The following is a 26,972-nucleotide window of genomic DNA, read 5'->3' as shown; positions in this document are numbered from 1 at the left end:
TAGGATCGAGCCCATGGCGTTCGAGATCCCCACCGACCTGCACCCGTCCCTGGTGCCGGTCTCGTGGCTGCTCGGCACGTGGCACGGCAACGGCCGCGGCGAGTACCCGACGATCGAGCCCTACACGTTCGAGCAGGAGATGATCTTCGCGCACGACACCCGGCCCTTCCTGCACGTCTTCAGCCGATCGTGGATCACTGACGACGCCGGCAGCCGCACCGCCCCCGGAGCGCTGGAGACGGGGTTCCTACGGCCCACCGACGAGGGGATCGAGCTCGTCCTGGCGCACCCCAGCGGCCACGCCGAGGTCTGGTACGGCGCGACCGACGGCCCGCGCCTGCAGCTCGCGACCGACCTGGTCGCCCGCACCGCCACGGCCACCGAGTACACGGCTGGCCAGCGGCTCTACGGCCTGGTCGAGAGCCGTCTGATGTACGCCTACGACATGGCTGCCGAGGGGCACGAGATGCAGTCGCACCTGTGGGGTCAGCTTGAGCGCGTCTGAGGCCTTCCGGTCGCCCCTGCTCGACCGCCCCGGGGCCGTCGCGGGCGACGGTCCGGACGCCCCGGTCGCCGCCCACTACGGCAGCATCGTCGCGGAGCAGCGCCGGTTCGAGGCCGGTGGCACGTTCGTCGACCTCTCGCACCGCGACGTCCTGACGATCACCGGCCCCGATCGCCTCACGTGGTTGCACGACCTCTCCACGCAGCACCTGCGCGACGTGGTGCCAGGGGTACGCACCTCGGCCCTGATCCTGTCGCCGCAGGGTCGTATCGAGCACGGCTTCGACCTCGTCGACGACGGCGAGACGACCTGGGCGCACACCGAGCCCGGCGCCGCCGCGCCGCTGGTGGCGTTCCTGGACCGGATGCGCTTCATGTCGCGCGTCGAGGTGCACGACGTCACGGCGGAGCACGCCGTCATCGGCCTGCCTGGCCTGGGCTGGGAGCTGCGTCCGCGGGCTCGCCTGGGCGACGTCCTCGACGAGCTCGGCGACCCCGTCGGGTCCTGGGCCTGGGAGGCCGCGCGCGTCGCGGCAGGCCGGGTCCGGATCGGTCTCGACACCGACGACCTGACGATCCCGAACGAGGCCGGCCTCCTCGAGATCGCGGTGCATCTCGACAAGGGGTGCTACCGGGGACAGGAGACCGTGGCCCGCGTCCACACGCTGGGACGTCCGCCGCGGCGTCTGACCCTGCTGCACCTCGACGGCTCGGTCGACCACCTCCCGGCGATCGGGTCGGAGGTCACGGCCGGCGACCGCACGGTCGGCAGGATCGGCACCTCGGCCCGCCACCACGAGCTAGGGCCGATCGCCCTGGCGCTGCTGAAGCGCTCGGTCGCCCTCGACGCCCCCTTGCTGGTCGACGGTGTCGCCGCGGCCCAGGAGGCCGTCGTCGACCCGGAGGTCGGGCTGCACGTGCGTCCGGCGCTTCGTGGCTGACGTGGCTCCTCGGTTCGCGGTGCTCGCGGTCTGTACCGCCAACATCTGCCGTTCCCCGATCATCGAGGCGGTGCTGCGCGACCAGCTCGACGACGAGTACTTCGAGGTCGCCAGCGCCGGCGTCCGCGGATGGGTCGACAAGCCCATGGACGCGATGGCCGCGATGGAGCTCATGCGCCTCGGCCTCACGCCAGGGGCGTTCCGGTCGCACCCGATCGACGACTACTTCGTCGACTCGGCGAGCCTGATCCTCACCGCCACGACCGGGCACCGGTCGGAGATCCTCGGCACCGCCCCCGAGGCGTTGCGTCGCACCTTCACGCTCGTGGAGTTCGCGCAGCTCGCGGAGGCCGTCGAGGCCGACGACCCGGTCTCCCTCGTCGCCGAGGCCGCGCGGCTGCGCAGCCGCGCCCGGGGCAACCTCGATGTCATCGACCCCTACCGCTGCAAGCCGGCGGTCTACCGGACCGTCGCCGACCAGATCAACGAGGCCTGTCTCACGATCGCGGGCCGGTTGAACGCCCTGGTGGTGTCCGCCGACCGCGGCTGAGGTCGGTGCGGGGGGCTCAGCGCCGCCGCGACCCGCCACGACGGGTCGGTCGAGCGGTCTCGCGGGCGAAGAACTCCGGCCCGTAACCGCTGCCGTAGCCGTAGCGCGAGGTCGACCGGCGCGGCGTCATCGTGATGACCGTGCCCAGGACGCGGGCCCCGACCGCGTGCAGCCGTTCCGCGGCGCCCTTGAGCTCGTCGAGCCGGGTGCGACCGTGGCGCACCACGACGAGAGCGCCGTCCGAGAGCGCCGCCAGGAGCGCCCCGTCGGTGACCGCGAGCAGGGGCGGCCCGTCGATCAGCACGAGGTCGTAGCTCTGCGACAGCTGCCCCACCAGGTTGAGCATCGCATCGGTCTGCAGCAGCTCGGACGGGTTCGGTGGCAGCGTGCCGGTCGTGAGGACGTCGAGCCCGGCCGTGCGGGTGGACTGGATCGCCGACTCGGCCGACACCCGGCCCACGAGGGTCGTGGTGAGCCCGACCGTGCGCTCGAGCCCGAAGAGGGTGTCGAGGCGAGGCTTGCGAAGGTCGCCGTCGATCAGCAGGACCCGACGACCGGTCTCGGCCAGCGCGATCGCGAGGGAGGCCGACGTCGTGGACTTGCCCTCACCGGGCAGCGCACTCGTGATCGTGATGACCTGCTGCGGCGCGTCGACGTCGAGGAACTGCAGGTTGGTCCGCAGGATCCGCATGGACTCGCGGCGGGGGTGGTTCGACTCCAGCTGGGACAGCAGCGGGTGCTGGCTCATGTCAGGGTCCTGGGCGACGGTGCCGAGCACCGGCGCATCGGTCAGCGACTTGGCGTCGTCGGCCGTGCCGACGACCGCGGGGGCTCCGGACCGAGCCAGTGCGACGAGGATCCCGAGGAGCAGGCCGGCCGCCGCGCCGGAGAGCAGGTACCAGGCCCAGACGGGGCTCGTGGGCGAGCCGTCCGCCGCCGCGGACGAGACGACCGTGGCCGTCAGCCCCGACCCGCCCGCCTGCTCGGCGACCCAGGCGACAAAGGTGTCGGTGAGGGCCGCGGCCTGGGCGCGGGCCTCGTCGGCGGAGTCGGCGCGGACCGCGAGGGCCACGACGTCGGACCCGCCGGCGACGGTGGCCGTGACGGAGCCGTCGACGCCCGCCTCGTCGGCGAGGTCACGACCCTCCAGGGCGGCCGCGTACGAGGCCACGACCCGGGCCCCGGGCGAGGTGGGTCCGGTCTCGCCGGTCTGCTGCACCAGGACCTCGGCGGTGCCGGTGTACTGCGGGGTCTGGAACGTCACGGCCAGAGCGGCCAGACCGATACCGAGCAGGGTCGCGGCGGCGAGGATCGGCCAGCGCCGAGCGACGGCAGTGAGGGTGTGACGCACGAGTCTCTCTCCCGATGTGGGTGCGGACGTGCCGAAACACTACGGTATGCACATCCCGCCGGTGTGGCGCCGATCCGTTCCGTGACGCTTGCGCTGCACCGCCCCCGTGCCGATCATCGGAGCAGCATGAGTACGACGCCGTCCACCTTCGCCGACCTGGGCCTCTCGCCCGGTCTCGTGGCGGTGCTCTCCGACCTGGGGTACGAGACCCCGACTCCGATCCAGGCGCGCGCGATCCCCGAGCTGCTGCAGGGGCGCGACGTCGTCGGGCTCGCGCAGACCGGCACGGGTAAGACCGCGGCGTTCGCCCTGCCGATGCTCGACGCGCTCGACCCGGACCGCAGCGAGACCCAGGCGCTCATCATGGCGCCGACCCGCGAGCTGGCCCTGCAGGTCGCCGATGCCGTCACGAGCTATGCCGCGCAGCTGCCGGGCATCCGGGTGCTGCCGGTCTACGGCGGTCAGGGGTACGCGGCGCAGCTGCGCGGTCTCGAGCGCGGTGCGCACGTCGTGGTCGGCACGCCCGGTCGTGTCATCGACCACCTCGAGCGGGGCAGCCTCGAGCTGTCGGGCCTGGAGCACCTCGTGCTCGACGAGGCCGACGAGATGCTCACGATGGGCTTCGCCGAGGACGTCGAGCGCATCCTGCGCGACACCCCGGACGACAAGCAGGTCGCGCTGTTCTCCGCCACGATGCCGCCGGCCATCCGCCGGCTGGCCAAGAAGTACCTCCACGACCCGATCGACGTGTCGATCGACGCGAGCATCCGCTCCACCTCGACCGTCACGCAGCGCTGGATCGGGGTGCACCACCACGGCAAGTTCGACGCGCTCACCCGGTTGCTCGAGGTCGAGAACGGCGACGGCCTGCTGATCTTCGTGCGCACCAAGCAGTCGACCGAGGACCTCGCCGAGCGCCTGCGGGGCCGGGGCTTCGACGCCGCAGCGCTCAACGGTGACCTTGCCCAGGCCCAGCGCGAACGCATCGTCGGGGGGCTCAAGTCGGGTGCCCTCGACATCGTCGTGGCCACCGACGTCGCCGCCCGCGGGCTCGACGTCGACCGCATCACGCACGTCATCAACTACGACATCCCGCACGACACCGAGGCCTACGTCCACCGCATCGGCCGCACGGGGCGCGCCGGCCGCAGCGGAGACGCGATCGTCTTCGTCACGCCTCGGGAGCGGCGGATGCTGTCGGCGCTCGAGAAGGTGTCGGGACGCACCCTCGAGCAGATGTCTGTGCCGTCGCCCGACGAGGTCAACGAGCGGCGCGCCTCGCGCCTCACCGAGTCGATCACCTCGAGCCTCGGATCGCCCCAGTTCCACGCGTTCCGCGCGCTCGTCGAGGGCTACGCGGCCGAGCAGGGCGTCGAGATGGTCGACATCGCCGCGGCGCTCGCGGTGCTCTCTGCCGACGACCCGAACTTCTTCCTGCGGCCCGAGGGCGAGGTGCGCCAGCCGGCCCGGTCGGAGCGGCGCGACCGTGACGACCGCGGACCGCGCGAGCCCCGTGAGCGCGGCGCCCGCAGCTCGCAGGACCGGGCGTCGCAGGACTCCGGCGACTGGACGCGGTACCGCCTCGCGGTCGGCAAGCGGCACAAGATCGGCCCGTCGGCGATCGTGGGCGCGCTGGCCAACGAGGGCGGTCTCAAGCGCTCGGACTTCGGCAAGATCACGATCGGCGCCGACCACGCGATCGTCGAGCTGACCGCTGACCTGCCGGCGGCCGTGTTCGACGCGCTCGCCACGACGCGGATCTCGGGCAAGCTCATCGACCTGCGGCTCGACGACGGTCCGCCGCCGCGCCGCGAGCGTGCCCGGGTCGGCGACGTCGATCGCGGTGGACGTGGCGGACGCCCCGGCAAGGGCCCGCGCAAGCCGCGGCACACGTCGCGGCGCGACTGACCCGACCGGCTGCCGCACGGCGGAGCGCGCGCGACATACGATGGCCGCCATGCACCGGCTGCAGAACGCTTCTCGCGCCTACGACTGGGGCTCCTCCTCCGACATCCCGCACTTCCTCGGGGCCTCCCCCGACGGCAGGCCGTTTGCGGAGATCTGGATGGGGACCCACGAGCTGAGTCCGTCCCAGGTGGAGGTCGAGGGGGTCCCCCGGCCGCTCGGCGAGGTCGCGGGCGAGCTGCCGTTCATGATGAAGATCCTGGCGGCGGGCCGGCCGCTGTCCCTGCAGGTCCACCCGAACGCCCAGCTCGCCCGGATCGGCTTCGACGACGAGAACGCGCGCGGGGTCGCGCTGGACGCCCCCCACCGCACGTACAAGGATCCCCGGCACAAGCCCGAGATGGCCTACGCGCTCACGACGTTCGACACCCTCGTGGGATTTCGGCCCACCGCGGAGATCCTGCGGGTCCTCGACGCGATCGACACCCCGCTGACGGGACGTCTGGCGGAGGAGCTCCGCACCAAGCCGGGCTTCGACGGCATCGTGCGCATCGTCGAGCAGCTCCTGTCCGCGCCACCCGCCGCGCAGGAGGTCGCCGAGGTGGTCGCGCAGTGCCACCAGCTCGTCGACCAGCACGTCGACGTCAAGCGGGCCTACATGACCCTGATCGAGGTCGCCGAGCACTTCCCGGCCGATCCGGGGGTCATCATCACGCTCCTGCTGAACCGGGTCACGCTGCAGCCCGGCGAGGCGGCGTTCCTCGGCGCCGGGATCATCCATGCGCACCTGCACGGCATGTGCATCGAGGTCATGACGTCCTCCGACAACGTGCTGCGTGCCGGGCTCACGTCCAAGCACGTCGATCCCGACGGGCTCGTGGCGTGCCTCGAGCGCGGCATGTCGCGTCTGGCCCGCATCACGCCGGAGGTCGTGGGCACCGAGACCGAGGTCTTCGCACCCGACGTCGACGAGTTCGCGCTGGCCGTGACCCAGGTCGCCGCGTCCGGCGCCGCTGGGACGCCGTTGTACGGCGCGGGGCGACGCATCGTGCTGTGCACCGGGGGCCGCGTAGAGCTCGTCGCCCGCGGCGGCAGGACGGCGCTGGTGCGCGGTGAGTCGCTCTACGTCGACGACCGTGACGGTGACGTCCGGGTCATTGGCACGGGTGAGGTCGCGGTGGCGTTCACCCCGGACCAGGAGACGCCGGGGCGCCTGATCGACCTGGTCTGAGCGCCCGCGGCCTCAGCGCAGGTCGGCGCGGCCGAGCTCCTGCAGCACCGCCGAGACCTCCTTGACCCGCTGGCTGTGCTCGCGCGTCGTGACGAGCACCGCGTCGGCGGTGTGGGCCACGACGACGTCCTGCAGGCCCACGACGGCGACGGTGGTGCCCTCGGCGGCGATCACGAGACCGTCGGCGTCGACGAAGATCGTGCCCTCGGTCGAGGTCGCTCCCACGTCGGCCAGCGCCGCGAAGTCCCCGACGTCGTCCCAGCCGAACGTGCCGGGCACGACCGCCATGCCCCCCTCCAGCGAGACCGGTTCGGCGATCGCGTGGTCGATCGCGATCTTGGTCAGGCCGGGCCAGACGCGGGCGAGCACCTCGTCGCGGTCCGGGAGGTGCCAGGACCGGGCGATCTCGCGGACGCCGTCGTGGAGCGTGGGCTGGAGCCGGGCCAGGTGGTCCAGCAGCACCGAGGCGCGCACGACGAACATGCCGGCATTCCAGCTGAACGCACCGCTGGCGACGTAGTCCCGTGCCGTGTCGAGGTCCGGCTTCTCGACGAAGCGTCGCACGGCGCGGGCGGCGGTCGCGCCAGCCAGCCCGAGGGTTTCGGCTCCCTCGATGTAGCCGAAGGCCGTCGAGGGGGAGTCCGGCGTGATGCCGATCGTCACGAGCAGGCCCGTGCGCGCGGCGACGACCGCCTCGGCCACGGCGGCGGCGAACACGGCCTCGTCCCCGATGACGTGATCGGCGGCGAACGACCCCACGACGGCGTCGGGCTCACGCTCGGCGATGATCGCGGCCGCGAGGGCGATGGCCGGCATCGAGTCCCTGGGGGAGGGCTCGACGACCAGGTGGGTCAGGTCGGGCAGCTGCTCGCGCACGCCGCCGGTGTGGGCGATGCCCGTGACGACGTGCACGTGATCGGCGGCGACCAGGGGCTCGAGCCGGTCCCAGGTCTGCTGCAGCAGGGTGCGCCCCCCGCCCAGGAGGTCGAGCAGGAACTTCGGGCGGGACTGCCGCGAGAGCGGCCACAGACGGGTGCCAGACCCGCCGGCGGGCACGATCGCGTGGAAGTCGTCCAGGAGGGGGCGCGTCACGGTCCTCAGCGTAGTGGCCGCGCGAGGCGGCGTGGTCGGTTCCGCGACGGGGTCCCGCGCCAGTGGCATCTCCTAGGGTGGCGGGGTGGACGTGCTGGTGGAGGTCGAGAGGTCAGGGCTCGTCGAGAGCCGTCATCGTGGGGTGCTGGTGCACACCGGCCCCGACGGGTCGGTCGACTGGGCGATCGGCGATCCCGACACCGTGATCTTCCCGCGGTCGGCGAACAAACCGGTCCAGGCCCTGGCGATGCTCGAGGCGGGGCTTTTGCTCGAGGGCAGCGAGCTGGCCATCGCGACGTCGAGCCACCACGGTGAGGTGAGGCACCTCGAGCAGGTCCGGGCCGTGCTCGCGCGCGCGGGTCTGGACGAGTCGGCGCTGCAGACCCCGGCGTCCTGGCCGGACTCGCCGCACGAGCACGCGCGGGTCATCCGCGAGGGCGGGGGCAAGGCGCCGATCCTGATGGACTGCTCCGGCAAGCACGCCGCCATGCTCCTGACCTGCGTGCTGCGCGGGTGGTCGACCCACGACTACCTCGCGCCGGAGCACCCGCTGCAGCGTCAGGTCACCGCGACCTTCACGCGGCTCACGGGCGCGGCCCCGGACGTCGTGGGCGTCGACGGGTGCGGTGCGCCGTTGCTCGCGACCTCCCTGGTGCGCCTGGCGCGGGCCGTGGGGACGATCGCGACCGGCGAGTCCGAGCCGGCGCGCCGGCTCGTCGCCGCGATCACGGCCCATCCCACGCTCGTCAGCGGCACGCGCGCCCCGGAACGGCACTTCGTCGAGCAGCTCCCGGGTGCCATCGCCAAGACGGGCGCGGAGAGCACGATGGTCGTCGGGTGGCCCGACGGATCGGCGCTCGCGGGCAAGATCGAGGACGGGTCCGCTCGGGCGCTGACCGTCGCGATGTCGCGCGCCGTGGAGCTGCTGGGCGGCCCGGTCGTGCTGCCGGAGCCGCGGCCCGTGGTGCTCGGCGGGGGGCGCCCGGTGGGCGAGATCAGGCCCGCCTTCTGAGCGGCGGCGCCCTGATCGCGCGGGCCTCGTGGTTGTGACACAGGTCGCTCGCCCGACGGCTTGCACGTGCTAACTTTTGCAAGCAGGATGGAGGCATGGCGAAACTGACCACGACGGATGGCGTCACCGGCGCCGTGAAGGACACCGTCAAGGACACCGTGGGGGGACTCGGCGAGTACCTCCGCGAGCAGCGTCGCCAGGCTCAGCTCTCGTTGCGGCAGCTGGCCGAGGAGTCGGACGTCTCGAACCCGTACCTCAGCCAGATCGAACGAGGACTGCGCCGTCCGTCGGCAGAGGTGTTGCAGCAGATTGCCAAGGCACTGCGCATCTCGGCCGAGTCGCTCTACGTGCGCGCCGGGATCCTCGACGCGGACCGGAGCGGCGCTCGGATGGTCGAGGACGCCATCGGCCTCGACCCGCGCCTGACCGAACGACAGAAGTCGACGCTGCTCGACATCTACCGCTCGTTCGTCGGCTCCGACGTCAGCGTCGGCGACGAGCTGGCACTGGGGCTGTCCGAGCAGACCGAGAACACCAACGTCCAGGAGGACACACCATGAGCATCACCGATTCCGTCAACGCCCGCATCAAGTCCATCGCCCAGGACGTCAAGAGCCTCACCGACGAGCTGGCCAAGATCGACGTCTCCGACCTGCAGGGCAAGGCCAAGACCTCCGCGGCCGGCGCCTACGCCGATCTGGCCAAGCGTGGCGAGGAGTTCGTCGCCACGGCTCGCACCCTGAAGCTCGACGACGTCAAGTCGGTCGTGAAGGTCTACACCGACAAGGCCGAGGAGACGGTTTCCGAGACCGTCGCGAAGGTCACCAAGAAGGCGCCCGCGGCGAAGAAGGCTCCGGCCGCCAAGAAGGCCCCGGCCTCCACGACGGCTTCGGCGCCCGCCACGAAGGCCCCGGCGAAGAAGGCTCCGGCCAAGAAGGCCCCGGCCACGAAGGCCACGACGGCCAAGAAGGCGCCGGCGAAGAAGGCTCCCGCGAAGAAGGCCCCGGCCACGAAGGCCACGACGGCCAAGAAGGCGCCGGCGAAGAAGGCTCCCACGAAGAAGGCGCCGGCCGCCGCGAAGGCCACGCCTGCGCAGTCCTGAGTCCTGTTCGACCCGCCGGCGACGGGCCGGTACCTCCTCTCGGGGGTGCCGGCCCGTCGTCGGTCGTTAGGGTGAGCCCGTGCTCGAACTTGGATCCCTGCAGGCGACGATCTCGCTGGCTCTCACGATCGTGCTGTTCGTCGTCAAGGCGTTCGCGCTCGGCGACTGCGTGGCGCGCAACGGGCACGACTTCGGCGGTGCTGGCACGCTCTCGAAGAACGCCTGGCTGCTGATCCTCGGCATCGCGGTCGCGGCCCACCTGGTCTGGTGGTACCCGCTGTCGCTGCTCAACCTCGCCGGAACGGTGGCCGCCCTGGTCTACCTGGCCCAGGTTCGGGGGTCGTCGAGCTCGTCCTGGTGACGAGCCGGGTGCGGACCGCGGGACGGCTCAGACCGCAGGGCCGGGCTCCAGGCGAGCGCCCGTGCGGGGCGGGTGGAGCCACCGGGTCGCCACGAGCAGCGCGGTGGCGATGTCGGCCTCGGACGGCCGGAGGTCGCGGGTGCCGCCGGCCAGCGCCGTGAGCAGGCGCGCGGTCTGGTCGGGGTCGAGCTCGGCATCGACCGTGCCGTCCTCGATCGCCGCGTCGACGAGCGCACGCAGTCGGCCGGGATCCGGGGCGCCGTGGAGCAGTGCATGTTCGAAGGTGGCGATCAGTGCGTCCCAGGCCGGTGTCACGGACCCAGTCTAGGCGACACGTCGAGCGCCTCTAGAACAGACGTTCGAGTCGTGGTTATGCTGGCGGCGTGTACTTCCAGGGCTCCCTGCTCGACCCCGATCCCGGTCCGGGCTCGGAGGTCTCGCTCGCGCCGCTCGGCGCCTCGGTGCAGCGCCGCGAGCTCGCCCACGGCGCCTGGATCGACATCCGTCCCGGCTGGGTCGGCGGCGCCGATCCGTTGTTCCTGACGCTGCAGACCGAGGTGCAGTGGCGCGCCGATCGGCGCGAGATGTACGACTCGATGGTCGACGTCCCCCGGTTGCTCGCGGGGTTCGGGCCGCGCGACCCGTGGCCGCACCCGTCGCTCGTGGCGATGCGCGAGGCGCTCGAGGAGCACTACGCCGACGAGCTCGCCGAGCCGTTCGTCTCGGCCGGGCTGTGCTACTACCGCGATGGCCGCGACAGCGTCGCGTGGCACGGTGACCGGATCGGCCGCGGCCGCAGCGAGGACACGATGGTCGCGATCATCTCGCTGGGATCGCCCCGTCGTCTGAGTCTGCGTCCGCGCGGTGGGGGTGACGCGATCGGCTTCCTGCTCGGGCACGGCGACCTGCTCGTGATGGGCGGCAGCTGTCAGCGCACCTGGGACCACGCCGTGCTCAAGACCGCAAAGCCCGTGGGCCCGCGCATCTCGGTCCAGCTGCGTCCCCGCGGCGTCCTCTGAGCCGAGGCGTCGCGAGCGTCGCGCAGACCCACCCGGTGGGGCCTGCCGCGACTCCTCCGTCGGTCGACCCCTGACGTCGGGCAGGCCCGACCACGAACCGTCCTGCTCGCCGGATCCCGGGCCCAGCCGCGCTTCCGTAGCGTCGGGGCCATGATCGAGACTGACGTGATGGAGACACCGGTGGACGAGCACCCGAGCCACAGGGGGGTTCTGCGCAGGGTCGGTGCTGACACCGCCTACGCGCTCACCGCCCTCCCGCTCGGGGTCGTCTCCTTCAGCCTGGTGCTGACCGGTCTCGTGACGGGCCTGTCGCTGGTGTGGATGGTGGCCGGACTCCCGGTGCTGGCGGTCACGGCCTACGTCGCCCGCGGCTTCGCTCACGCCGAGCGGCTGCGCCTGCGGATGTTCCAGGACCGCGAGGCGCCGACGCCCGACTACCTGCGGCGTGGCCCGGACGACGGCTGGCTGCGGCGGCTCACGACGACGTCGCGCGACCCGCAGTCGTGGCTCGACATGGGCTGGTCGCTGCTGGCGTTCGTCACGGGCCTGTTCGCGGGCCTCGTCGCGATCGTCTGGTGGGGCATCGTGCTGAACGGCCTGACGTACTGGTTCTGGCAGCAGTGGCTGCCGGACGGCCCAGACCAGCAGGGTCTCGCCGAGCTCATCGGCCTCGGCGACTCGCGGTCGGCCGAGATCTGGCTCAACAGCCTCGTGGGCGTCGTGGCCCTCCTGCTCGCGCCGTGGGTGCTGCGGTTCGCCGCGCTCGTGCACGCGAGCCTCGCGGACGTCATGCTGAGCAGTCGGGCGAGCCTCCAGGCGGAGCTGCGGCGTGCCGCCGGCGGGCGGGACGCGGCGCGTCAGGGCGAGGCGGCGTCGCTGCGCCGGCTCGAGCGCGACATCCATGACGGGCCGCAGCAGCGCATGGTGCGCCTGGCGATGGACCTCGGCCGCGCCCGGCAGCAGATCGAGCACGACCCTGCTCTCGCGCGGGCGACCCTCGACGTCGCGTACGGCCATGCACGGGAGGCGATCGACGAGCTGCGGGCGCTCTCGCGCGGCATCGCGCCGCCACTGCTGGTCGACCGCGGGTTGGCGCCGGCGCTCGAGGAGCTTGTCGCCCGCCACGACGAGGGTGTGACCCTCCAGCTCGACCCGGACTCCCTCCGCGGGCTCGCCCCGCACGTCGAGACCTGCCTCTACTTCGTGGTCGCCGAGGCGATGACCAACGTCGCCAAGCACGCCGCGGCACAGGAGGTCGTGGTCGCGGTCCGGGTCGCCGGGGGCACTGCGGTGGCCGAGGTCAGCGACGACGGCGTGGGCGGCGCGCACCCGGGCAAGGGGTCCGGCCTCGCGGGGCTGGAGCAGCGCGTGCAGGGGTTGGGCGGCACACTGTCGGTGGCCTCGCCGATCGGTGGGCCGACGGTCCTGCGGGCCGAGGTCCCGGCGGCCGGGTGAGCCGCGAGTCGTGACCCAGGAGGAGCAGGTGGACCAGGCGCTGCGAGTCGTCGTCGCCGACGACTCGGTGCTGCTCCGTGAGGGGCTGCAGCTGATCCTCGCCGAGGCGGGCCACCACGTCGTCGCGGGTGTCGGTGACGGCCCGTCGCTCGTGGCGGCGTTCGGCGAGCATCGGCCCGACCTCGCCCTGGTCGACGTGCGGATGCCGCCGACGCACACCGACGAGGGGCTGCGGGCCGCGGTGCAGGTGCGTCGTGCGATGCCCACGGCGCGGATCCTGGTGCTCAGCCAGTACGTCGAGGTCTCGTACGCCGAGGAGCTGCTCGCGACCGGCGACGGTGGGGTCGGGTACCTGCTGAAGGACCGCGTGAGCGAGCTGGGCGGCTTCCTCGAGGCCGTCCGTACCGTGGCCGCGGGGGGCACGGTGCTCGATCCGCAGGTCGTCGGTCAGCTGATGCGACGGCGGCGCGACCCGCTCGAACAGCTCACGCCCCGCGAGCGCGACGTCCTCGCCGCGATGGCCGAGGGTCTGTCGAACGCCGCCGTCGCGGCCCGGCTCCACGTCAGCGAGGGGGGCGTCGAGAAGCACACGCAGCGCATCTTCGCCAAGCTCGGTCTCCATGCCGACGACGGCCAGCACCGCCGCGTCAAGGCCGTCCTGACCTTCCTCCGCACCCCCGGGCGGTGAGCTGCTCGCCCATCCCGGCTGCGGGCGGTGAGCTGCTCGTCGATGAGGGGCCTCGATCGCCGAGCAGCTCACCGCCCGCGGTGGGGATCGACGACTCATCCACCGCTCGGGGCGGTTCATTCGTCGTCCACAGGCAGGCGAGTGGGGATCGCGCCGGAACTCCCGAACGGCTGCGATGGCGTGATGGCACCACGACCGCTGATCCCCGACGCCCTACGGCACGGCCCCTTCACCACGTCGGACGCGCTGCGGCACGGCGTCTCCAAGGACATGCTGAGCCGGAAGTCGTGGCGGCGCCTGTTCCCACGAGTGTGGGTGCACGTCGACCACGAGATGTCGCCCGCGGACTGGGTCCTGGCCGCCGTGCTGACACTCCCTCCCGACGCGCGGCTCACCGGCATCACCCGGATCCAGCGCCTCGGCCTCGACCACGGCCCTGAGCTGCCGCTGCACTTCGTCGTCGCCCGCGACCACCACATCGCCACCGACGGCATCATGCTCCACCGGACCGATCGCATGCCGGGCGCCGACGACCACGCCGTCACCCCGACCGCCGCCTACGTCGCCTACTGCAGCGAGGCGACGGTGCTCGACGCGATCATCGTCGGCGACTGGCTCCTGCACGAGAACCACATGAGTCTTGAGGGCCTGGTCGAGCTCGCCTGCCGCGACGACTGGCGTGCCGGATCCGCCCAGGCCCTCTGGATCCGGCCGTACCTCGACGGCCGTGCTGCCTCTCCGGCCGAGTCCGAGCTCCGCGCCTCGATCGTGTTCTCCGGCCTCCCGAGACCCGGCGTCAACGTCGAGATCACGATCAGGGGGCGGAGGGTCGTCGTGGACCTCGCGTGGTTGATCTGGAAGGTCATCGTCGAGTACGAGGGCCGCCACCACCAGGCCGACCGCCGCCAGTACCTGATCGACATCGACCGCTACGCCCTGGTGCGCACGACCGACCTGGCCTACCTCCAGGTCACGACGGAGCAGATGCGCAACATCATCGGCGTGCTCACGCGTCTGCACGCCGCACTCGTGGCCGGCGGCTACGACGGGCCTGCCCCGGACTTCGGCCGCCGGTTCCGTGCTCTCTACCGGCGCATCCCGGCGACGTCCTCACCCCGCAACGGGCGGTGAGCTGCTCGTCTATGAGAGGCCTCGATAGGCGAGCAGGTCACCGCCCGTGGGAGCGATAGGCGAGCAGGTCACCGCCCGGAGCGGCGGGCCTTCGCGGCGCGGGCGCGCTCGGACTGGTTGAGCACGACCTTACGGATGCGGACGTGGGTCGGCGTGAGCTCGACGCACTCGTCCTCGCGGCAGAACTCCAGCGACTGCTCGAGCGACAGCTTCTTCGGCGGGATGACCTTCTCGAAGTTGTCCGACGTGGCCGACCGGATGTTGGTCTGCGCCTTCTCCTTGGTGATGTTGACGTCCATGTCGTCGTCACGGGAGTTCTCGCCGACGATCATGCCCTCGTACACCTCGGTGCCCGGCTCGACGAAGAGCGTGCCGCGCTCCTGCAGGTTCGTCATCGCGAACGACGTGACGGCGCCGGCGCGGTCGGCCACGAGCGAGCCCGACGGGCGGGTCGAGATCTCGCCGGCCCACGGCTCGTAGCTCTCGAACACGTGGTGCGCGATGCCCGTGCCGCGGGTGTCGGTGAGGAACTCGGTGCGGAACCCGATCAGGCCACGGGCCGGCACCAGGAACTCCATGCGGACCCAGCCGGTGCCGTGGTTGATCATCTGCTCCATGCGGCCGCGGCGGACCGCGAGCAGCTGCGTGATGGCGCCGAGGTACTCCTCGGGGGCGTCGATCGTGAGTCGCTCGACCGGCTCGTGGATCTTGCCGTCGACCTCGCGCGTGACGACCTGCGGCTTGCCGACCGTGAGCTCGTAGCCCTCGCGGCGCATCTGCTCGACGAGGATCGCCAGCGCGAGCTCGCCACGTCCGTGGACCTCCCACGCATCCGGCCGCTCGGTCGGCAGCACCTTGATCGAGACGTTGCCGATGAGCTCGGACTCGAGGCGGTCCTTCACGAGTCGTGCCGTGACCTTGGTGCCCTTCTCGCGTCCGGCGAGCGGCGAGGTGTTGGTGCCGATCGTCATCGAGATCGCCGGCTCGTCGACGTGGATCAGCGGGAGGGCGACCGGGTTCTCCGGATCGGCCAGTGTCTCGCCGATGTTGATCGTCGCCATGCCGGCGATCGCCACGATGTCACCGGGGCCGGCCTTCTCGCCGGGCTTGCGCTCCAGGGCCTCGGTGATCAGCAGCTCGGTGATCTTGGTGCGCTCGATCGAGCCGTCGCGCTTGATCCAGGCGACCTGCTGACCCTTCTTGAGCTCGCCCTCCTTGACGCGCACGAGCGCCAGGCGGCCGAGGAACGGGGAGGAGTCGAGGTTGGTGACGTGCGCCTGGAGCGGCGCGCCCTCGGTGTACTCCGGGGCCGGCACGGCGTCCATGATCGTCTGGAACAGCGGGATCAGGTTCTCGTTCTCGGGCAGGCCGCCGTCGGCGGGCTGCGTCGTCGAGGCGCGGCCGGCCTTGGCCGAGGCGTAGACGACGGGGAAGTCGAGGGCGTCGTCGCCGGCGTCCTCCGGCAGCAGGTCGAGGAACAGCTCGTAGGTCTCGTCGACGACCTCGGCGATGCGCGAGTCGGGCCGGTCGACCTTGTTGACGACGAGGATGACCGGCATCTTCGCGGCGAGCGCCTTGCGGAGCACGAAGCGGGTCTGCGGCAGCGGACCCTCGGAGGCGTCGACGAGCAGCACGACGGCGTCGACCATCGACAGTCCGCGCTCGACCTCGCCGCCGAAGTCGGCGTGGCCGGGGGTGTCGATGATGTTGATCGTGACGCCGCCCTCCGGCGCGCCCGGGCCGTTGTAGCGCACGGCGGTGTTCTTCGCGAGGATCGTGATGCCCTTCTCGCGTTCCAGGTCACCGGAGTCCATCGCGCGCTCGGTCAGCTGGTGGTGCTCGTCGAAGTTGCCCTGCTGCTGGAGCATGGCGTCGACCAGCGTGGTCTTGCCGTGGTCGACGTGGGCGACGATCGCGACGTTGCGCAGGTCATGGCGAAGGGGCATGCAGAGATCCGAGTCTGGAGAAGGAGGCGGCGCGAGCCGCGGTGAGGGCGCAGGTGCGCCTCCGTGATTCTACGGGCCGCGCGGGCCGTCCCCGACATCGCGGGGCCTCCGGGGCCGGAGTGCGAGGCACGTCACAGTCACCTGCCGATCTGCAATGGTTGCCGATCAGTTAGTATCTCTCTTCGTGTCCACCTCGTCCGTCGTGCTCTACGACCAGCTGCAGGAGTTCCTGCAGCGGGTCATGGGCGTCATGCAGTCGCGCACGGGCGATGCCGCGGCCGACCTCGACCTGACGATCAACCAGGCCAAGACCGTGTTCCTGCTGGCTCGCTCTCCCGAGCCCTTGGCGATCTCGACGATCGCCGAGGAGGTCGGGATCTCGGTGGCGGCGCAGGGCCGGGTCATCGACCGGCTCGTCAAGCTGGCGGTCGTCGAGCGCCGCGAGAGCGAGGCCGACCGCCGGGTCAAGCTCGTCTCGCTCGCACCGCGCGGCCTGCAGATCGCCGACGCGCACGGCGCGCAGAAGGCCCAGGCCCTGCGCGACGTCGTCGACCAGATCCCTCCTGACCTGTGCGCCCGCCTCTCGGCGGCGCTCGAACCGATCCTCGCGGGTCACCACCTGTGTCCAACCTCCAGAAAGAAGTGACTGCATGAGTGCCTCCGCACCCGCAGCGCCCGAGAAGCTCGACGGGGCGGTGCTCAAGGTCGCCGGCGTCGTCGTGCTCGGCGCGATCATGTCGATCCTCGACATCACCGTCGTGAGCGTGGCCCTGCCGACGTTCGCGAACGTCTTCGACACGACCCTCGCCACGGTCGCGTGGACCATGACGGGCTACACGCTGGCCCTGGCCACCGTCATCCCCGCCACAGGCTGGGCGGCCGACCGCTTCGGCACCAAGCGCCTCTACATCGCCGCCCTGGTGCTGTTCACCGCTGGCTCGGTGCTCTGCGCGCTGGCCGACTCGATCGAGATGCTCATCGCGTTCCGCGTGCTGCAGGGTCTCGGCGGCGGCATGCTGATGCCGCTCGGGATGACGATCATGACCCGGGCGGCCGGCCCGGAGCGCATCGGACGCCTCATGGCCGTGCTCGGCATCCCGATGCTGCTCGGCCCGATCAGCGGCCCGATCCTGGGCGGCTGGCTGATCGACCAGTTCAGTTGGCACTGGATCTTCCTGATCAACCTGCCGATCGGCCTCGTCGCGATCGTCTACGCCTGGATCGTCCTGCCGAAGGACACCGAGACGACCTCGGAGTCGTTCGACCTGGTCGGCATGCTGCTGCTGTCGCCGGGCCTCGCCGCGTTCCTGTTCGGCGTCTCGTCGATCGCGGAGGGTGGCAACGGCGTGCACCTCGGCCCGCGCGTGTGGGTCTCGGCGCTGATCGGCATCCTGCTCATCACGGCGTTCGTGTTCCACGCGTTCCGTCCGGAGCACCCGCTGATCGACCTGCGCCTGTTCAAGAACCGTCGCCTGACGGTCGCGACGGTCGCGATGTTCGTCTTCATCGTCGCCTTCATGGGCGCCGGCCTGCTCTTCCCGAGCTACTTCCTGCAGGTGCGCGGCGAGACCACGCTGATGGCGGGTCTGCTGATCGCCCCGCAGGGCATCGGCGCGATGATCATGATGCCCATCGCGGGCACGATGGCCGACAAGATCCCGGTCGGGCGCACCGTCCCGTTCTTCATGCTGCTCATCGCGGCCGGCTTCGTGCCGTTCACGATGCTCTCGGCCGACACGTCCTACTGGATGACCGGCGCCTCGCTGTTCGTCATGGGTCTGGGCATGGGCGGCACGATGATGCCGATCATGACCTCGGCGCTGAAGTCGCTGACCCATTACGAGGTGGCCCGCGGCTCGACGCTGCTCAACATCACCCAGCAGGTCGGCAGCTCGGTCGGTGCCGCGGTCATGTCGGTCATCCTGACCAACAGCATCCAGGCGTCGCAGACGATCCCCGGTGCGGTCGACCAGAACGGCGAGCCGTTGACCGAGGCGGGCGCCGCGATCGCGACGCAGATGCAGCCCGGTCTGGCCGAGCAGCTGGGTCTGCCGACTGAGCTGATCCAGCGGGGTCTGGCCTTCGCGGCCGACGCGTTCTCCTCGACCTTCATGGTCGCTCTCGCGCTCGTGCTGGTGGCGGTCGTCCCGGCGCTGTTCCTGCCGCGCAAGCGGGAGGAGTCGGTGCTCCTGGACGACGAGGACGCCGGCGCGGCGCCGATCATGATGCACTGATCCTGCTGCGCCGATCCACCTGACGGGCCCCGACCGCACCGCGGTCGGGGCCCCTTCAGCGTGGGGAGCGCGGCGTGGTGGTGCGGCGAGTGGCCGGTGCGGAGCGGGGGTCCTCGGGCCAGGCGTGCTTGGGGTACCGCCCGCGCAGGTCGGCGCGCACGGCCGGGTAGCCGGTGTCCCAGAAGGAGTCCAGGTCGGCCGTGATGGCGGCCGGTCGCCGGGCGGGGGAGAGCAGCTGCAGCAGGAGCGGCACCCGGCCGTCGGCCAGCACCGGCACCGCCGTCCAGCCGAAGACCTCCTGCAGTCGGACCGCGAGCACCGGTTGCTCCTGGTCGTAGTCGACCCGGGCGCGCGAACCGCTCGGCAGCTCCACACGTTCCGGGGCGAGCTCCTCGAGCCGGCTCGCCTGCGGCCAGGGCAGCAGCCCGCGCAGGGCGCCCACGACGTCGATGCGGCGCAGGTCCTGGGCCGATCGGACCCGTGCCAGCTGAGGCCCGACCCAGGACTCGAGGTCACGGGTCAGGGCCTCGTCCGTCACGTCGGGCCAGGGACCGCCGATCGCCCGGCGCAGGAAGTCCAGGCGCGCCCGCAGCGACGTGGCGGCCTCGGACCAGGTCAGCAGGCCGATCCCCTCCTTCTCCAGCGCCGCCTGGATCGCCGCCGCCACGGCCTCGGCGGGGGGATCCTTGAGCGCCGCCGAGGCGGTCTCGATCGCGCCCAGCAGCGTGCGCCGGCGGGCCAGCACGCGTCCGCCGGTCCAGGAGACCTCGTCGACCTCGGTCCACAGCGAGCCTGCGGCCTCGAGCGCCAGGTCCTCGGTGAGCGGGGCCGCGGCGCGGATCCGCGCCTCCCGCTCCCCGGGCCGGCGGTCCGCGTCGCCGACGGCGAGCCACTCCAGACCCGCGAGCGGGCCGGGGTCGCGCCGGTCCAGCGTGGCGCCCGTGCCGGACGTCATCAGATAGCTGGAGCCGCCGGTGCGCCGGCGCGCGATCCTGTCGGGGTGGGCCAGGGCCACCACCAGGCCCACGGCCACGTCGTCGGTCAGGGGTCGGGCGTCGGACACCTGGGCCTGCTGCTTCGCGATCGCCTCCAGGCGCGTGACCTGGCTGCGCCACGCTCCGGCCCGTGGGTCGGTCCGCAGCGACCGGAGCGCCGCGACCAGGTCCGCGCCGGGAGCCCGGACGTCCTCGCTGAGCATCGCCACCACCTCGGCGGCCCGCCTGGCTCCGACCAGGTCGGCCCCGTCGATCAGCGCGCGGGCGAGTCGTGGGTCGGCCGGCACTCCGGCGATGACCCGCCCCCGGGTCGTCGGTTCCCCCTCCGCGGTGATCGCGCCGAGGTCGACCAGCACGCGTCGTGCGGCCGCCATGGCGTGCGAAGGCGGCTGGTCGAGCAGCGCCAGGCCGCGCACGTCGCGCTGGCCCCAGCAGGCGATCTCCAGGGTGAACGCCGTCAGGTCGGCCGTCGCGATCTCGGGCTCGGGATGGGGCGCCAGGTGCGCGTGCTCCGCCTCGGACCAGCACCGCAGCACGGCGCCCGGCCCGAGGCGACCGGCTCGTCCGGCCCGCTGCTCCGCAGCCGCGCGGCTGACCGGGACGGTCACCAGGGTGCCCAGGCCGCGACGGTGGTCGGTGCGTGGCTCGCGCGAGAACCCGGCGTCCACCACGACGCGCACGCCGGGGACCGTCAGGGACGACTCGGCGACCGCGGTCGACACGATCACGCGGCGCCGCGGCCCCTCGCTGAGCGCGCGGTCCTGCGCCGCCCCCGGCAGGCGGCCGTGCAGGGCGTGCACGGCCGCGTCGAGATCGGCCAGGCGCCGGATCGTCGCCTCGACCTCGGCGACGCCGGGCACGAAGACGAGCACGTCACCGGTGTGCTCGGCGAGCGCGCGGCGCGCGGTCGCGGCGACATGGTCGTGGAAGGCGGGGGTGATGCCCCGCTCGTCGGTGCGCCGTGCCCCGCCCGGCAGCGGGCACCAGACGGTGCGCACGGGATGAAGTGCACCGGGGACGTCGACCACAGGAGCACCGCCGAGCAGCGCGGCGGTCCGTGCGGCCTCGACCGTGGCCGACATCGCCACCAGAGCGAGGTCCTCCCGCAGGTGCTTCCGCACGTCGACCAGCAGCGCCAGGGTGAGGTCGGCGTCGAGGTGGCGTTCGTGCACCTCGTCGAGCACGACGGCGCCGACGCCGGGCAGCTCGGGATCGTGCTGGATCCGCCGCAGCAGCAGCCCGGTCGTGACGATCTCGACCCGGGTGCGGGGCCCGGTGCGCCGGTCCCCGCGCACCGCGTACCCGACGGTCTCGCCGACTGTTTCGCCGAGCAAGGCCGCCAGGCGGCGCGCCGCGGCACGGGCCGCGAGGCGACTGGGCTGGGTGACGACGACCCGGCCTGGGACGGCGACCGCGACCGCCGGCGGGACCAGGGTCGTCTTGCCGGTTCCGGGCGGAGCCTGCACCACCGCGACACCGCGGTCGCGGAGGGCCTCGACGAGTGCGTCCAGGCCCGCGGTGACCGGAAGGTCGGGCGGTGCGGCGAGCAGGGTGCGGAGCGGTTCGGACACTCCGCGGTCAGCGGTAGTTCGTGAACTGCACCGGGAAGTCGAGGTCGGCGGCCTTCACGAGGGCGATGATCTCCTGCAGGTCGTCACGCTTCTTGCTCGTGACGCGCAGCTCGTCGCCCTGGATCTGGACCTTCGCGCCCTTGGGGCCCTCGTCGCGGATGATCTTGCTGACCTTCTTGGCCTGCTCGGTCGTGATCCCGTCGCTGAAGGTGCCGTTGAGCTTGGTCTCCTTGCCGCTCTGGCGGGGCTCGTCGGTCTCGAGCGCCTTCAGGCTGATGCCACGCTTGACGAGCTTCTCCTTGAAGACCTCGAGCACCGCCAGGGCGCGCTCGTCGGCGTTCGCGGTGATCTCGATGCCCTGCTCGCCCTTCCACTCGATCGTGGCGCCGGTGCCCTTGAAGTCGTAGCGCTGGTTGATCTCCTTGATCGCCTGGTTGAGGGCGTTGTCGGCCTCCTGACGGTCGAACTTGCTGACGATGTCGAACGACGAGTCGGCCATCTGCGTCTCCTCACGAATGCGGTGGATCTGGATTCGATCAGCCTATCGGCGTGGGGTAGGCTCTCTCTCCGTCGCCCGCACGTCGAGCGGCATGCGAGGCAGGTTGCCCGAGCGGCCAAAGGGAGCTGACTGTAAATCAGCCGGCATTGCCTTCAGAGGTTCGAATCCTCTACCTGCCACGTACGTGCCAGCGCCCCCCGCGTTCTTTGCGGGGGGCGCTGGTGCGTCGTCCGGCGCCGCGGATTCGGGGAGGAGCCCCCGCGACCTACATGTCGCGGTAGCGCACCGCGGCGTCGAGCTGCTGCTGGAGCAGGTCGGCCTTGACGACGCGGGGCCGCCAGTCGGGGAAGGACGTGGCCGGGTCGCCGTACAGGGCGGCAAAGGCCGCGGTGTCGCGCTGGAAGCGCCATCCCTCGGCGAGCGGGCCGACGTCCAGTGCGTCGTAGCCGAGCCGGTCGATCAGCCCGGCCGCCTCGGCCTTCGCCGCCGGGTCGTCGCCCGCGATCGCGAGCACCGACCGCTCGGGGTCCCCGCTCGGGCGCGCCAGGCTCCGCAGGTGCTCGAAGTAGATGTTGTTGAACGCCTTGACGACGTACGACTCCGGCAGGTGCGCCTGCAGGAGCTCGCTGGTCGTGGCCGACTCGTCGTCGAGCTCGGGGATCGAGCCGTCGCGCTCGGGGTAGTAGTTCCCGGTGTCGAGCACGATCTTGCCGCGCAGCGGTTCGACGGGGACGTCGTGGAGGTTCTTCAGCGGGATCGTCACGACCACGAGATCGCCCGCGAGGGCCGCCTCCTCCGGCCGCGCCGCCGTCGCGTGGGGGCCGAGCTCGTCGACGAGGTCGGCCAGCGTCTCCGGTCGGCGGCTGTTGCTGAGCACCACGTCGATGCCGGCGCCGGTCGCCAGCCGGGCGAGGGTGCTGCCGATGTTGCCACTGCCGATGAGTCCGAGTGTCGTCATGCCTGCGTCAACCGTGACCGCGCCGCGCTCATTCCGTGACGTCGGTCGGCGTGCGCCGGCTCCCGTCGCCGGGTGCGGGCCACTAGCGTCGGTGGCGTCCGTGACGTCCGACGAACCAGGAGGCGTGATGATCGATCCGGCCGCGCTGCGTCTGGTCCACCGGCCGGGTCGGCCCCTGCGGGCCCGACCGCGTCGTGTGGGTCTGGAGGACGTCCTGGCCCGGCTCGACCGTACCGGGGCCTGGACGGACGCACCCGGTGAGGCGGCCGGCCGGGCCTTCCGGTGGGACGCCCGCGACGTCGAGACCTCGTGGTGGTACCCGCAGGGCGTGACGGCGCGGCTCGACCCGGCAGGTCCGTCGGCGAAGGACACGTCGCCGGAGCGGCGTGTGCTGCTGACCAGCTGGTACGGCCACGGCGGCCTCGGACACGTCCTGCTCGGCTCGCGGATCTCGGTCGTCGACCTCGACGCGGAGCCGGTGCCGCGGTACGGCCACGTCCGGCTCGTGCAGGAGCGACGAGTGCTCGGGGTGCCGGCGCTGCGGTCCGTCCCGGTGCACGCCGGTGGACTCGCCTGGTACGGCGACCACCTCTTCGTGGCCGCGAGCGGAGGCGGGCTGCGGATCTTCCGGCCTGCCGACGTGCAGCGGCTGCGCTCTCGACTGCGCGGGCGCGGCACCCGCCACGTCCTGCCGCAGGTCGGCGCCTACGAGGCGCGGGCGGACGCCGGCGTGCGCGGCATGGTCTACTCCTTTATCTCGCTGGAGCGAGGACCCGACACCGACCACCTCGTCGCGGGCGAGTACGGCCGCCAGGGATCGGGCCGGCACCGACTGCTGCGGTTCCCGCTCGACCGCTCGACCGGCTTGCTGAAGGTCGATGCCGAGGGCGTCGCCCGGCCGGTCGAGGGCGCCGACGGCGTGCCGCGGATGCAGGGCGCCACGATCGTCGACGGCACGTGGTTCGTCACGGCGAGCTCGGGGGAAGGCAATCCCGGCGATCTCTGGGTCGGGCGGCCCGGTGCCCTCCAGCGCCACCGTAGCGTTCTCCCGACCGGGCCCGAGGACCTCACCTCCTGGCCCGGCACCCGCGATCTGTGGACCCTGACCGAGTGGCCGGGGCGACGCTGGGTGCTGCGCCTCGACGGCGCCCGCTGGTCAGGGCACCGATAGCCTGACGACCGTGGTCTACGACGCGCTGTTCCGCCAGGTGTTCGCCCGCATGGATCCCGAGCTGGCGCACGAGCAGGCCTTCCGCGCGATCCGCCTCGGCGGCCGTGCCGCCGGGGCACTGGTCCGTGTCCCGCCGGCCCCGCGCACCGTCATGGGCGTCGAGTTCCCGCACGCCTTCGGCCTCGCGGCCGGCTTCGACAAGAACGCCCGAGGCGTCCTGGGGCTGACCGCGCTCGGGTTCGGCCACGTCGAGATCGGCACCGTGACGGCCCAGCCGCAGCCGGGCAACCCCCGTCCCCGCCTCGTCCGGCTCGTCGACGACCGCGCCGTCGTCAACCGCATGGGCTTCAACAACGACGGCGCTGCCGTGGTCGCCGCCCGGCTGCACCGGCTCCGCCGCTCGGCGGCCGGCCGCCGAGCCGTGATCGGCGTCAACATCGGCAAGACCAAGATCGTGCCGCCGGAGCACGCCGTGACCGACTACGTCGACTCCGCCCGACTGCTGGCTCCCTTCGCCGACTACCTCGTGGTCAACGTCTCGAGCCCCAACACGCCCGGCCTGCGCGACCTCCAGGCCGTCGAGCAGCTCGGCCCGATCCTCGCCGCCGTCCGGGGCGTGACCGAGGCGAACCACGGGCGCCGCGTCCCCCTCGTGGTCAAGATCGCCCCCGACCTGGCCGACGTCGACGTCGACGCGGTCGCCGACCTGGCGCTCGAGCTCGGGCTCGACGGGATCAGTGCGACCAACACCACGATCGCCCGCCCGGAGTCGCTCCGGACACCCCGCGACGCCGTCGAGGCCGCGGGCGGGGGCGGGCTCTCCGGACCCGTCCTCGCGCGGCGCTCGACCGAGGTCCTCGGCCGGCTCCGTGAGCGCGTCGGCGACCGCGTGGCGCTCATCGGCGTCGGCGGCGTCACGACCCCGGAGGACGTCACCGCACGCCTTGCGGCGGGTGCCGACCTGGTGCAGGCGTACACGGGATTCATCTACGGCGGCCCCGCCTGGCCGGCACGGCTGGCTGCGGCTGCCGGGGGTGCGCGAGGGTGACGACCCCCCGATTTCGGATCCGGGCGATCACCTTGTAGGGTGGGTCGTCGGCTTGCCCCTTTAGCTCAGTCGGCAGAGCGTTTCCATGGTAAGGAAAAGGTCTACGGTTCGATTCCGTAAAGGGGCTCTGGATCCCGGTCGCGACCGGGTCCCCTCGCGAGGTGACTCGCGAACTCCGGCGGGGTAGCTCAGTTGGTCAGAGCGCACGACTCATAATCGTGAGGTCGCGGGTTCGAGACCCGCCTCCGCTACCGAACTTCATCAGCACGTCATCGATCCATTCAGAACTGAGGCACTCCCGTGGCCAGCAAGAGCTCCGACGTCCGCCCCAAGATCACCCTTGCCTGCACCGAGTGCAAGGAGCGGAACTACATCACCAAGAAGAACCGTCGCAACGATCCCGATCGTCTCGACATCAAGAAGTTCTGCCCGCGCTGCAAGACGCACCAGGTGCACCGCGAGACGCGCTGAGCTCCAGCACATCGCTCCGAAGGCCCTCCCCGCTCCGGCGGGGAGGGCCTTCGTCGTCCACCCCGCGAGGGGGCGGTGAGTGTTCCACCCAGGGCGGTGAGTCATCCACCGTGCGAGCGCTGGGACGGTGGAGCACTCACCGGCCAACGGGCGAGCGTCGGTAGGCTCGACGCATGCGCTTGTCGGAGGTCACCACGCTGCGGCTCGGGGGCCCGGCCAGCGAGGTCGTCGAGGCCACGACCGCAGACGAGCTCGTCGACGCCGTCCGTGAGGCCGATGCCGCCGGCACTCCCGTCCTCCTCGTCGCGGGAGGCAGCAACCTGGTCGTCGCCGACGGCGGATTCGACGGGCGCGTCGTGCTGGTGCGCACCTCAGGCGTCGTCGTCGACCAGGACGCGTGCAGCGGCGCCACGGTGACCGTCGCGGCCGGGGAGTCCTGGGACGGCCTCGTGGCCCGCGCGGTCGAGCAGGAGTGGGTCGGGATCGAGGCGCTCGCCGGCATCCCGGGCTCGGTGGGCGCCACGCCGGTCCAGAACGTGGGCGCCTACGGCCAGGAGGTCGCGCAGTCGATCATCCGGGTCCGCACCTGGGACCGGCACGAGGGTGCCGTCCGCACGCTCACGGCCGATCAGTGCGGTTTCGGCTACCGCACGAGCCGCTTCAAGACCGAGCCCGACCGCCACCTCCTGCTCGACGTCACCTTCCAGCTGCGCCTCGGCTCCCTCGGCGCACCCGTCGCCTACGCCGAGCTCGCCCGCGCCCTGGGCGTCGAGGTGGGCGAGCGCGCGCCGTCGGTGCGGGTGCGCGAGGCGGTGCTGGCGCTCCGCCGTGGCAAGGGCATGGTGCTCGATCCCGCCGATCACGACACGTGGAGCGCCGGCTCGTTCTTCACCAATCCGGTCCTGACGCCAGCGGCCGCTGCCCGTCTCCCCGAGGACGCCCCTCGATTCGCCCAGCCCGACGGCACGGTCAAGACCAGCGCCGCCTGGCTCATCAGCCAGGCCGGCTTCGAGCGTGGTCACGGCACGACGGAGGCGAGCCTCTCCACCAAGCACGCGCTGGCCCTGACGAACCGCGGCAGCGCGTCCACGGCCGACCTGCTCGCCCTGGCGCGTGAGGTGCGCGCCGGGGTCAGGTCGTGCTTCGGCATCGAGCTCGAGCCCGAGCCGAACCTCGTCGGCTGCGCGCTCTGACCGCCCGGCGTCAGCGCGCGATCGACCCGAGCGCGGCCAGCGCGTCGTAGGAGTAGTCGCCACCACTGCTGGAGTCGGCCGCCACGATCACGAGCACGACGAACAGGACGATGCCGATCACGGCGAGGACCAGGAGCACGGTCCCGACGATGCCGGTGATGAAGCCGGTCTGGGCCTCGCCCCGGCCGCCGAGCCGGCCCCCGGAGGCGTCGATCTCCTTGACGGCCTTGCTGCCCATGATCCAGGCGACGGGCGCCACGAGCAGCGGCACCAGGCACATGAAGCCGCCGACGACCGAGATGATCCCGAGCACCATGGCGGTCGTCGCCTGCGGGTGGTTCGGCGTCGGGGCGTGACTGAACATCGGCTGCGGCTGGCCGTAGGGCGGTTGCGGCTGGCCGTACGGCCCCTGCGGGGGCGGTGTCGGACCTCCGGGGCCCTGGTAGGGCGCCTGCGGCTGGTACGGGTCCTGCGGCCGGTAGGGGTCCGAGGGCGGCTGCTGCGTCGGATCGCTCATGGCACGAGCATCCCACGAGGTCAGGCG

27 protein-coding genes and 3 tRNA genes are annotated in these 26,972 nt (G+C 72.1%); 22 read left to right on the top strand and 8 right to left on the bottom strand.

Annotated elements, in window-relative coordinates; genetic code table 11:
* The first annotated feature begins 13 nt into the window (after positions 1 to 13).
* From KAG51_RS06880 to KAG51_RS06870, 3 genes are read left to right on the top strand one after another with little or no spacing between them, the layout of a single operon-like run.
* The gene (locus KAG51_RS06880) at positions 14 to 505 is read left to right on the top strand and encodes an FABP family protein (RefSeq protein ID WP_290581990.1); all 492 of its coding nucleotides are present in this window, start codon (positions 14 to 16) and stop codon (positions 503 to 505) included.
* Complete coding sequence (locus KAG51_RS06875) at positions 492 to 1,445, top strand: folate-binding protein (protein ID WP_290581988.1); 954 nt, start codon at positions 492 to 494, stop codon at positions 1,443 to 1,445. Before KAG51_RS06880 ends, KAG51_RS06875 begins: the two co-directional genes overlap by 14 nt.
* Before the next feature lies 1 nt (position 1,446).
* Positions 1,447 to 1,995 carry a hypothetical protein gene (locus tag KAG51_RS06870; protein WP_290581986.1) on the top strand — a complete coding sequence of 183 codons (549 nt, stop codon included), beginning with the start codon at positions 1,447 to 1,449 and terminating at the stop codon, positions 1,993 to 1,995.
* 16 nt (positions 1,996 to 2,011) lie between these two features.
* On the opposite strand, the gene KAG51_RS06865 is transcribed toward KAG51_RS06870, so the two are convergent.
* Positions 2,012 to 3,346 carry a polysaccharide biosynthesis tyrosine autokinase gene (locus tag KAG51_RS06865; RefSeq protein ID WP_290581984.1) on the bottom strand — a complete coding sequence of 445 codons (1,335 nt, stop codon included), beginning with the start codon at positions 3,344 to 3,346 and terminating at the stop codon, positions 2,012 to 2,014.
* Between the two features lie 126 nt (positions 3,347 to 3,472).
* On the opposite strand from KAG51_RS06865, the gene KAG51_RS06860 reads away from it, so the two are divergent.
* On the top strand, positions 3,473 to 5,254 hold the full coding sequence (locus KAG51_RS06860; protein ID WP_290581982.1) for a DEAD/DEAH box helicase: 1,782 nt from the start codon (positions 3,473 to 3,475) through the stop codon (positions 5,252 to 5,254).
* Between the two features lie 49 nt (positions 5,255 to 5,303).
* A complete protein-coding gene (manA, locus tag KAG51_RS06855; RefSeq protein WP_290581980.1) occupies positions 5,304 to 6,482 on the top strand; it encodes a mannose-6-phosphate isomerase, class I in 1,179 nt (392 codons plus the stop codon).
* Between the two features lie 12 nt (positions 6,483 to 6,494).
* Here the strand turns inward: manA and KAG51_RS06850 are convergent, their stop codons facing one another.
* Positions 6,495 to 7,574: a mannose-1-phosphate guanylyltransferase gene (locus tag KAG51_RS06850; RefSeq protein ID WP_290581979.1), complete on the bottom strand. Its 1,080-nt coding sequence runs from the start codon at positions 7,572 to 7,574 to the stop codon at positions 6,495 to 6,497.
* A gap of 85 nt (positions 7,575 to 7,659) precedes the next feature.
* Between KAG51_RS06850 and KAG51_RS06845 the strand changes: the two genes are divergently transcribed.
* From KAG51_RS06845 to KAG51_RS06830, 4 genes are all read left to right on the top strand, one after another.
* Positions 7,660 to 8,586 (top strand): asparaginase, encoded by a 927-nt coding sequence (locus tag KAG51_RS06845; RefSeq protein WP_290581977.1) that lies wholly within the window; start codon positions 7,660 to 7,662, stop codon positions 8,584 to 8,586.
* A 95-nt stretch (positions 8,587 to 8,681) separates the two neighbouring features.
* A complete protein-coding gene (locus KAG51_RS06840; RefSeq protein WP_290581975.1) occupies positions 8,682 to 9,146 on the top strand; it encodes a helix-turn-helix domain-containing protein in 465 nt (154 codons plus the stop codon).
* A complete protein-coding gene (locus KAG51_RS06835; RefSeq protein ID WP_290581973.1) occupies positions 9,143 to 9,688 on the top strand; it encodes a hypothetical protein in 546 nt (181 codons plus the stop codon). Before KAG51_RS06840 ends, KAG51_RS06835 begins: the two co-directional genes overlap by 4 nt.
* A 79-nt stretch (positions 9,689 to 9,767) precedes the next feature.
* Positions 9,768 to 10,049: a DUF2516 family protein gene (locus tag KAG51_RS06830; protein ID WP_290581971.1), complete on the top strand. Its 282-nt coding sequence runs from the start codon at positions 9,768 to 9,770 to the stop codon at positions 10,047 to 10,049.
* A 27-nt stretch (positions 10,050 to 10,076) separates the two neighbouring features.
* Here KAG51_RS06830 and KAG51_RS06825 read toward each other — a convergent pair whose 3' ends face one another.
* Positions 10,077 to 10,364 (bottom strand): hypothetical protein, encoded by a 288-nt coding sequence (locus tag KAG51_RS06825; protein WP_290581969.1) that lies wholly within the window; start codon positions 10,362 to 10,364, stop codon positions 10,077 to 10,079.
* A gap of 68 nt (positions 10,365 to 10,432) precedes the next feature.
* Between KAG51_RS06825 and KAG51_RS06820 the strand changes: the two genes are divergently transcribed.
* The 4 genes from KAG51_RS06820 (at position 10,433) to KAG51_RS06805 (ending at position 14,342) form a co-directional block, all read left to right on the top strand.
* Complete coding sequence (locus KAG51_RS06820) at positions 10,433 to 11,068, top strand: alpha-ketoglutarate-dependent dioxygenase AlkB (protein WP_290581967.1); 636 nt, start codon at positions 10,433 to 10,435, stop codon at positions 11,066 to 11,068.
* Between the two features lie 150 nt (positions 11,069 to 11,218).
* Entirely contained in the window at positions 11,219 to 12,523 is a 1,305-nt protein-coding gene (locus KAG51_RS06815) for a sensor histidine kinase (protein WP_290581966.1), read from the top strand.
* 40 nt (positions 12,524 to 12,563) lie between these two features.
* Positions 12,564 to 13,211, top strand: a complete 648-nt coding sequence (locus KAG51_RS06810; protein WP_290582492.1) for a response regulator transcription factor — start codon at positions 12,564 to 12,566, stop codon at positions 13,209 to 13,211.
* A 183-nt stretch (positions 13,212 to 13,394) separates the two neighbouring features.
* Positions 13,395 to 14,342, top strand: coding sequence for a hypothetical protein (locus KAG51_RS06805; protein WP_290581965.1), 948 nt, complete (start codon positions 13,395 to 13,397; stop codon positions 14,340 to 14,342).
* A gap of 68 nt (positions 14,343 to 14,410) precedes the next feature.
* Here KAG51_RS06805 and typA read toward each other — a convergent pair whose 3' ends face one another.
* Positions 14,411 to 16,288 (bottom strand): translational GTPase TypA, encoded by a 1,878-nt coding sequence (gene typA / locus KAG51_RS06800; protein ID WP_290581964.1) that lies wholly within the window; start codon positions 16,286 to 16,288, stop codon positions 14,411 to 14,413.
* 184 nt (positions 16,289 to 16,472) lie between these two features.
* Between typA and KAG51_RS06795 the strand changes: the two genes are divergently transcribed.
* Complete coding sequence (locus KAG51_RS06795; RefSeq protein WP_290581963.1) at positions 16,473 to 16,934, top strand: MarR family transcriptional regulator; 462 nt, start codon at positions 16,473 to 16,475, stop codon at positions 16,932 to 16,934.
* Positions 16,935 to 16,938: 4 nt separating this feature from the next.
* Positions 16,939 to 18,522: a DHA2 family efflux MFS transporter permease subunit gene (locus KAG51_RS06790; RefSeq protein ID WP_290581961.1), complete on the top strand. Its 1,584-nt coding sequence runs from the start codon at positions 16,939 to 16,941 to the stop codon at positions 18,520 to 18,522.
* Positions 18,523 to 18,577: 55 nt separating this feature from the next.
* On the opposite strand, the gene hrpB is transcribed toward KAG51_RS06790, so the two are convergent.
* A complete protein-coding gene (gene hrpB / locus KAG51_RS06785) occupies positions 18,578 to 21,088 on the bottom strand; it encodes an ATP-dependent helicase HrpB (RefSeq protein ID WP_290581959.1) in 2,511 nt (836 codons plus the stop codon).
* A gap of 7 nt (positions 21,089 to 21,095) precedes the next feature.
* The gene (locus KAG51_RS06780) at positions 21,096 to 21,587 is read right to left on the bottom strand and encodes a YajQ family cyclic di-GMP-binding protein (RefSeq protein ID WP_290581957.1); all 492 of its coding nucleotides are present in this window, start codon (positions 21,585 to 21,587) and stop codon (positions 21,096 to 21,098) included.
* A gap of 97 nt (positions 21,588 to 21,684) precedes the next feature.
* Between KAG51_RS06780 and KAG51_RS06775 the strand changes: the two genes are divergently transcribed.
* Positions 21,685 to 21,766 (top strand) — tRNA-Tyr (locus KAG51_RS06775).
* An 86-nt stretch (positions 21,767 to 21,852) separates the two neighbouring features.
* On the opposite strand, the gene KAG51_RS06770 is transcribed toward KAG51_RS06775, so the two are convergent.
* On the bottom strand, positions 21,853 to 22,545 hold the full coding sequence (locus KAG51_RS06770; RefSeq protein ID WP_290581955.1) for an NADPH-dependent F420 reductase: 693 nt from the start codon (positions 22,543 to 22,545) through the stop codon (positions 21,853 to 21,855).
* Positions 22,546 to 22,672: 127 nt separating this feature from the next.
* Between KAG51_RS06770 and KAG51_RS06765 the strand changes: the two genes are divergently transcribed.
* The 6 genes from KAG51_RS06765 (at position 22,673) to KAG51_RS06740 (ending at position 26,428) form a co-directional block, all read left to right on the top strand.
* Positions 22,673 to 23,716, top strand: coding sequence for a hypothetical protein (locus KAG51_RS06765; RefSeq protein ID WP_290581953.1), 1,044 nt, complete (start codon positions 22,673 to 22,675; stop codon positions 23,714 to 23,716).
* Between the two features lie 10 nt (positions 23,717 to 23,726).
* The gene (locus KAG51_RS06760; RefSeq protein ID WP_290581951.1) at positions 23,727 to 24,764 is read left to right on the top strand and encodes a quinone-dependent dihydroorotate dehydrogenase; all 1,038 of its coding nucleotides are present in this window, start codon (positions 23,727 to 23,729) and stop codon (positions 24,762 to 24,764) included.
* Positions 24,765 to 24,818: 54 nt separating this feature from the next.
* Positions 24,819 to 24,891 (top strand) — tRNA-Thr (locus KAG51_RS06755).
* 50 nt (positions 24,892 to 24,941) lie between these two features.
* Positions 24,942 to 25,015: transfer RNA gene (locus KAG51_RS06750), tRNA-Met, on the top strand.
* Positions 25,016 to 25,064: 49 nt separating this feature from the next.
* Positions 25,065 to 25,235: a 50S ribosomal protein L33 gene (gene rpmG, locus KAG51_RS06745; protein ID WP_007078674.1), complete on the top strand. Its 171-nt coding sequence runs from the start codon at positions 25,065 to 25,067 to the stop codon at positions 25,233 to 25,235.
* 173 nt (positions 25,236 to 25,408) lie between these two features.
* Positions 25,409 to 26,428, top strand: a complete 1,020-nt coding sequence (locus tag KAG51_RS06740) for a UDP-N-acetylmuramate dehydrogenase (protein ID WP_290581946.1) — start codon at positions 25,409 to 25,411, stop codon at positions 26,426 to 26,428.
* Between the two features lie 10 nt (positions 26,429 to 26,438).
* Here KAG51_RS06740 and KAG51_RS06735 read toward each other — a convergent pair whose 3' ends face one another.
* Positions 26,439 to 26,945, bottom strand: coding sequence for a DUF4190 domain-containing protein (locus KAG51_RS06735; protein ID WP_290581944.1), 507 nt, complete (start codon positions 26,943 to 26,945; stop codon positions 26,439 to 26,441).
* Between the last annotated feature and the right edge of the window lie 27 nt (positions 26,946 to 26,972).

Source organism: Aeromicrobium sp., assembly GCF_023146395.1.
Lineage (GTDB): Bacteria > Actinomycetota > Actinomycetes > Propionibacteriales > Nocardioidaceae > Aeromicrobium.
This window is presented reverse-complemented; position numbering and strand designations above follow the sequence as displayed.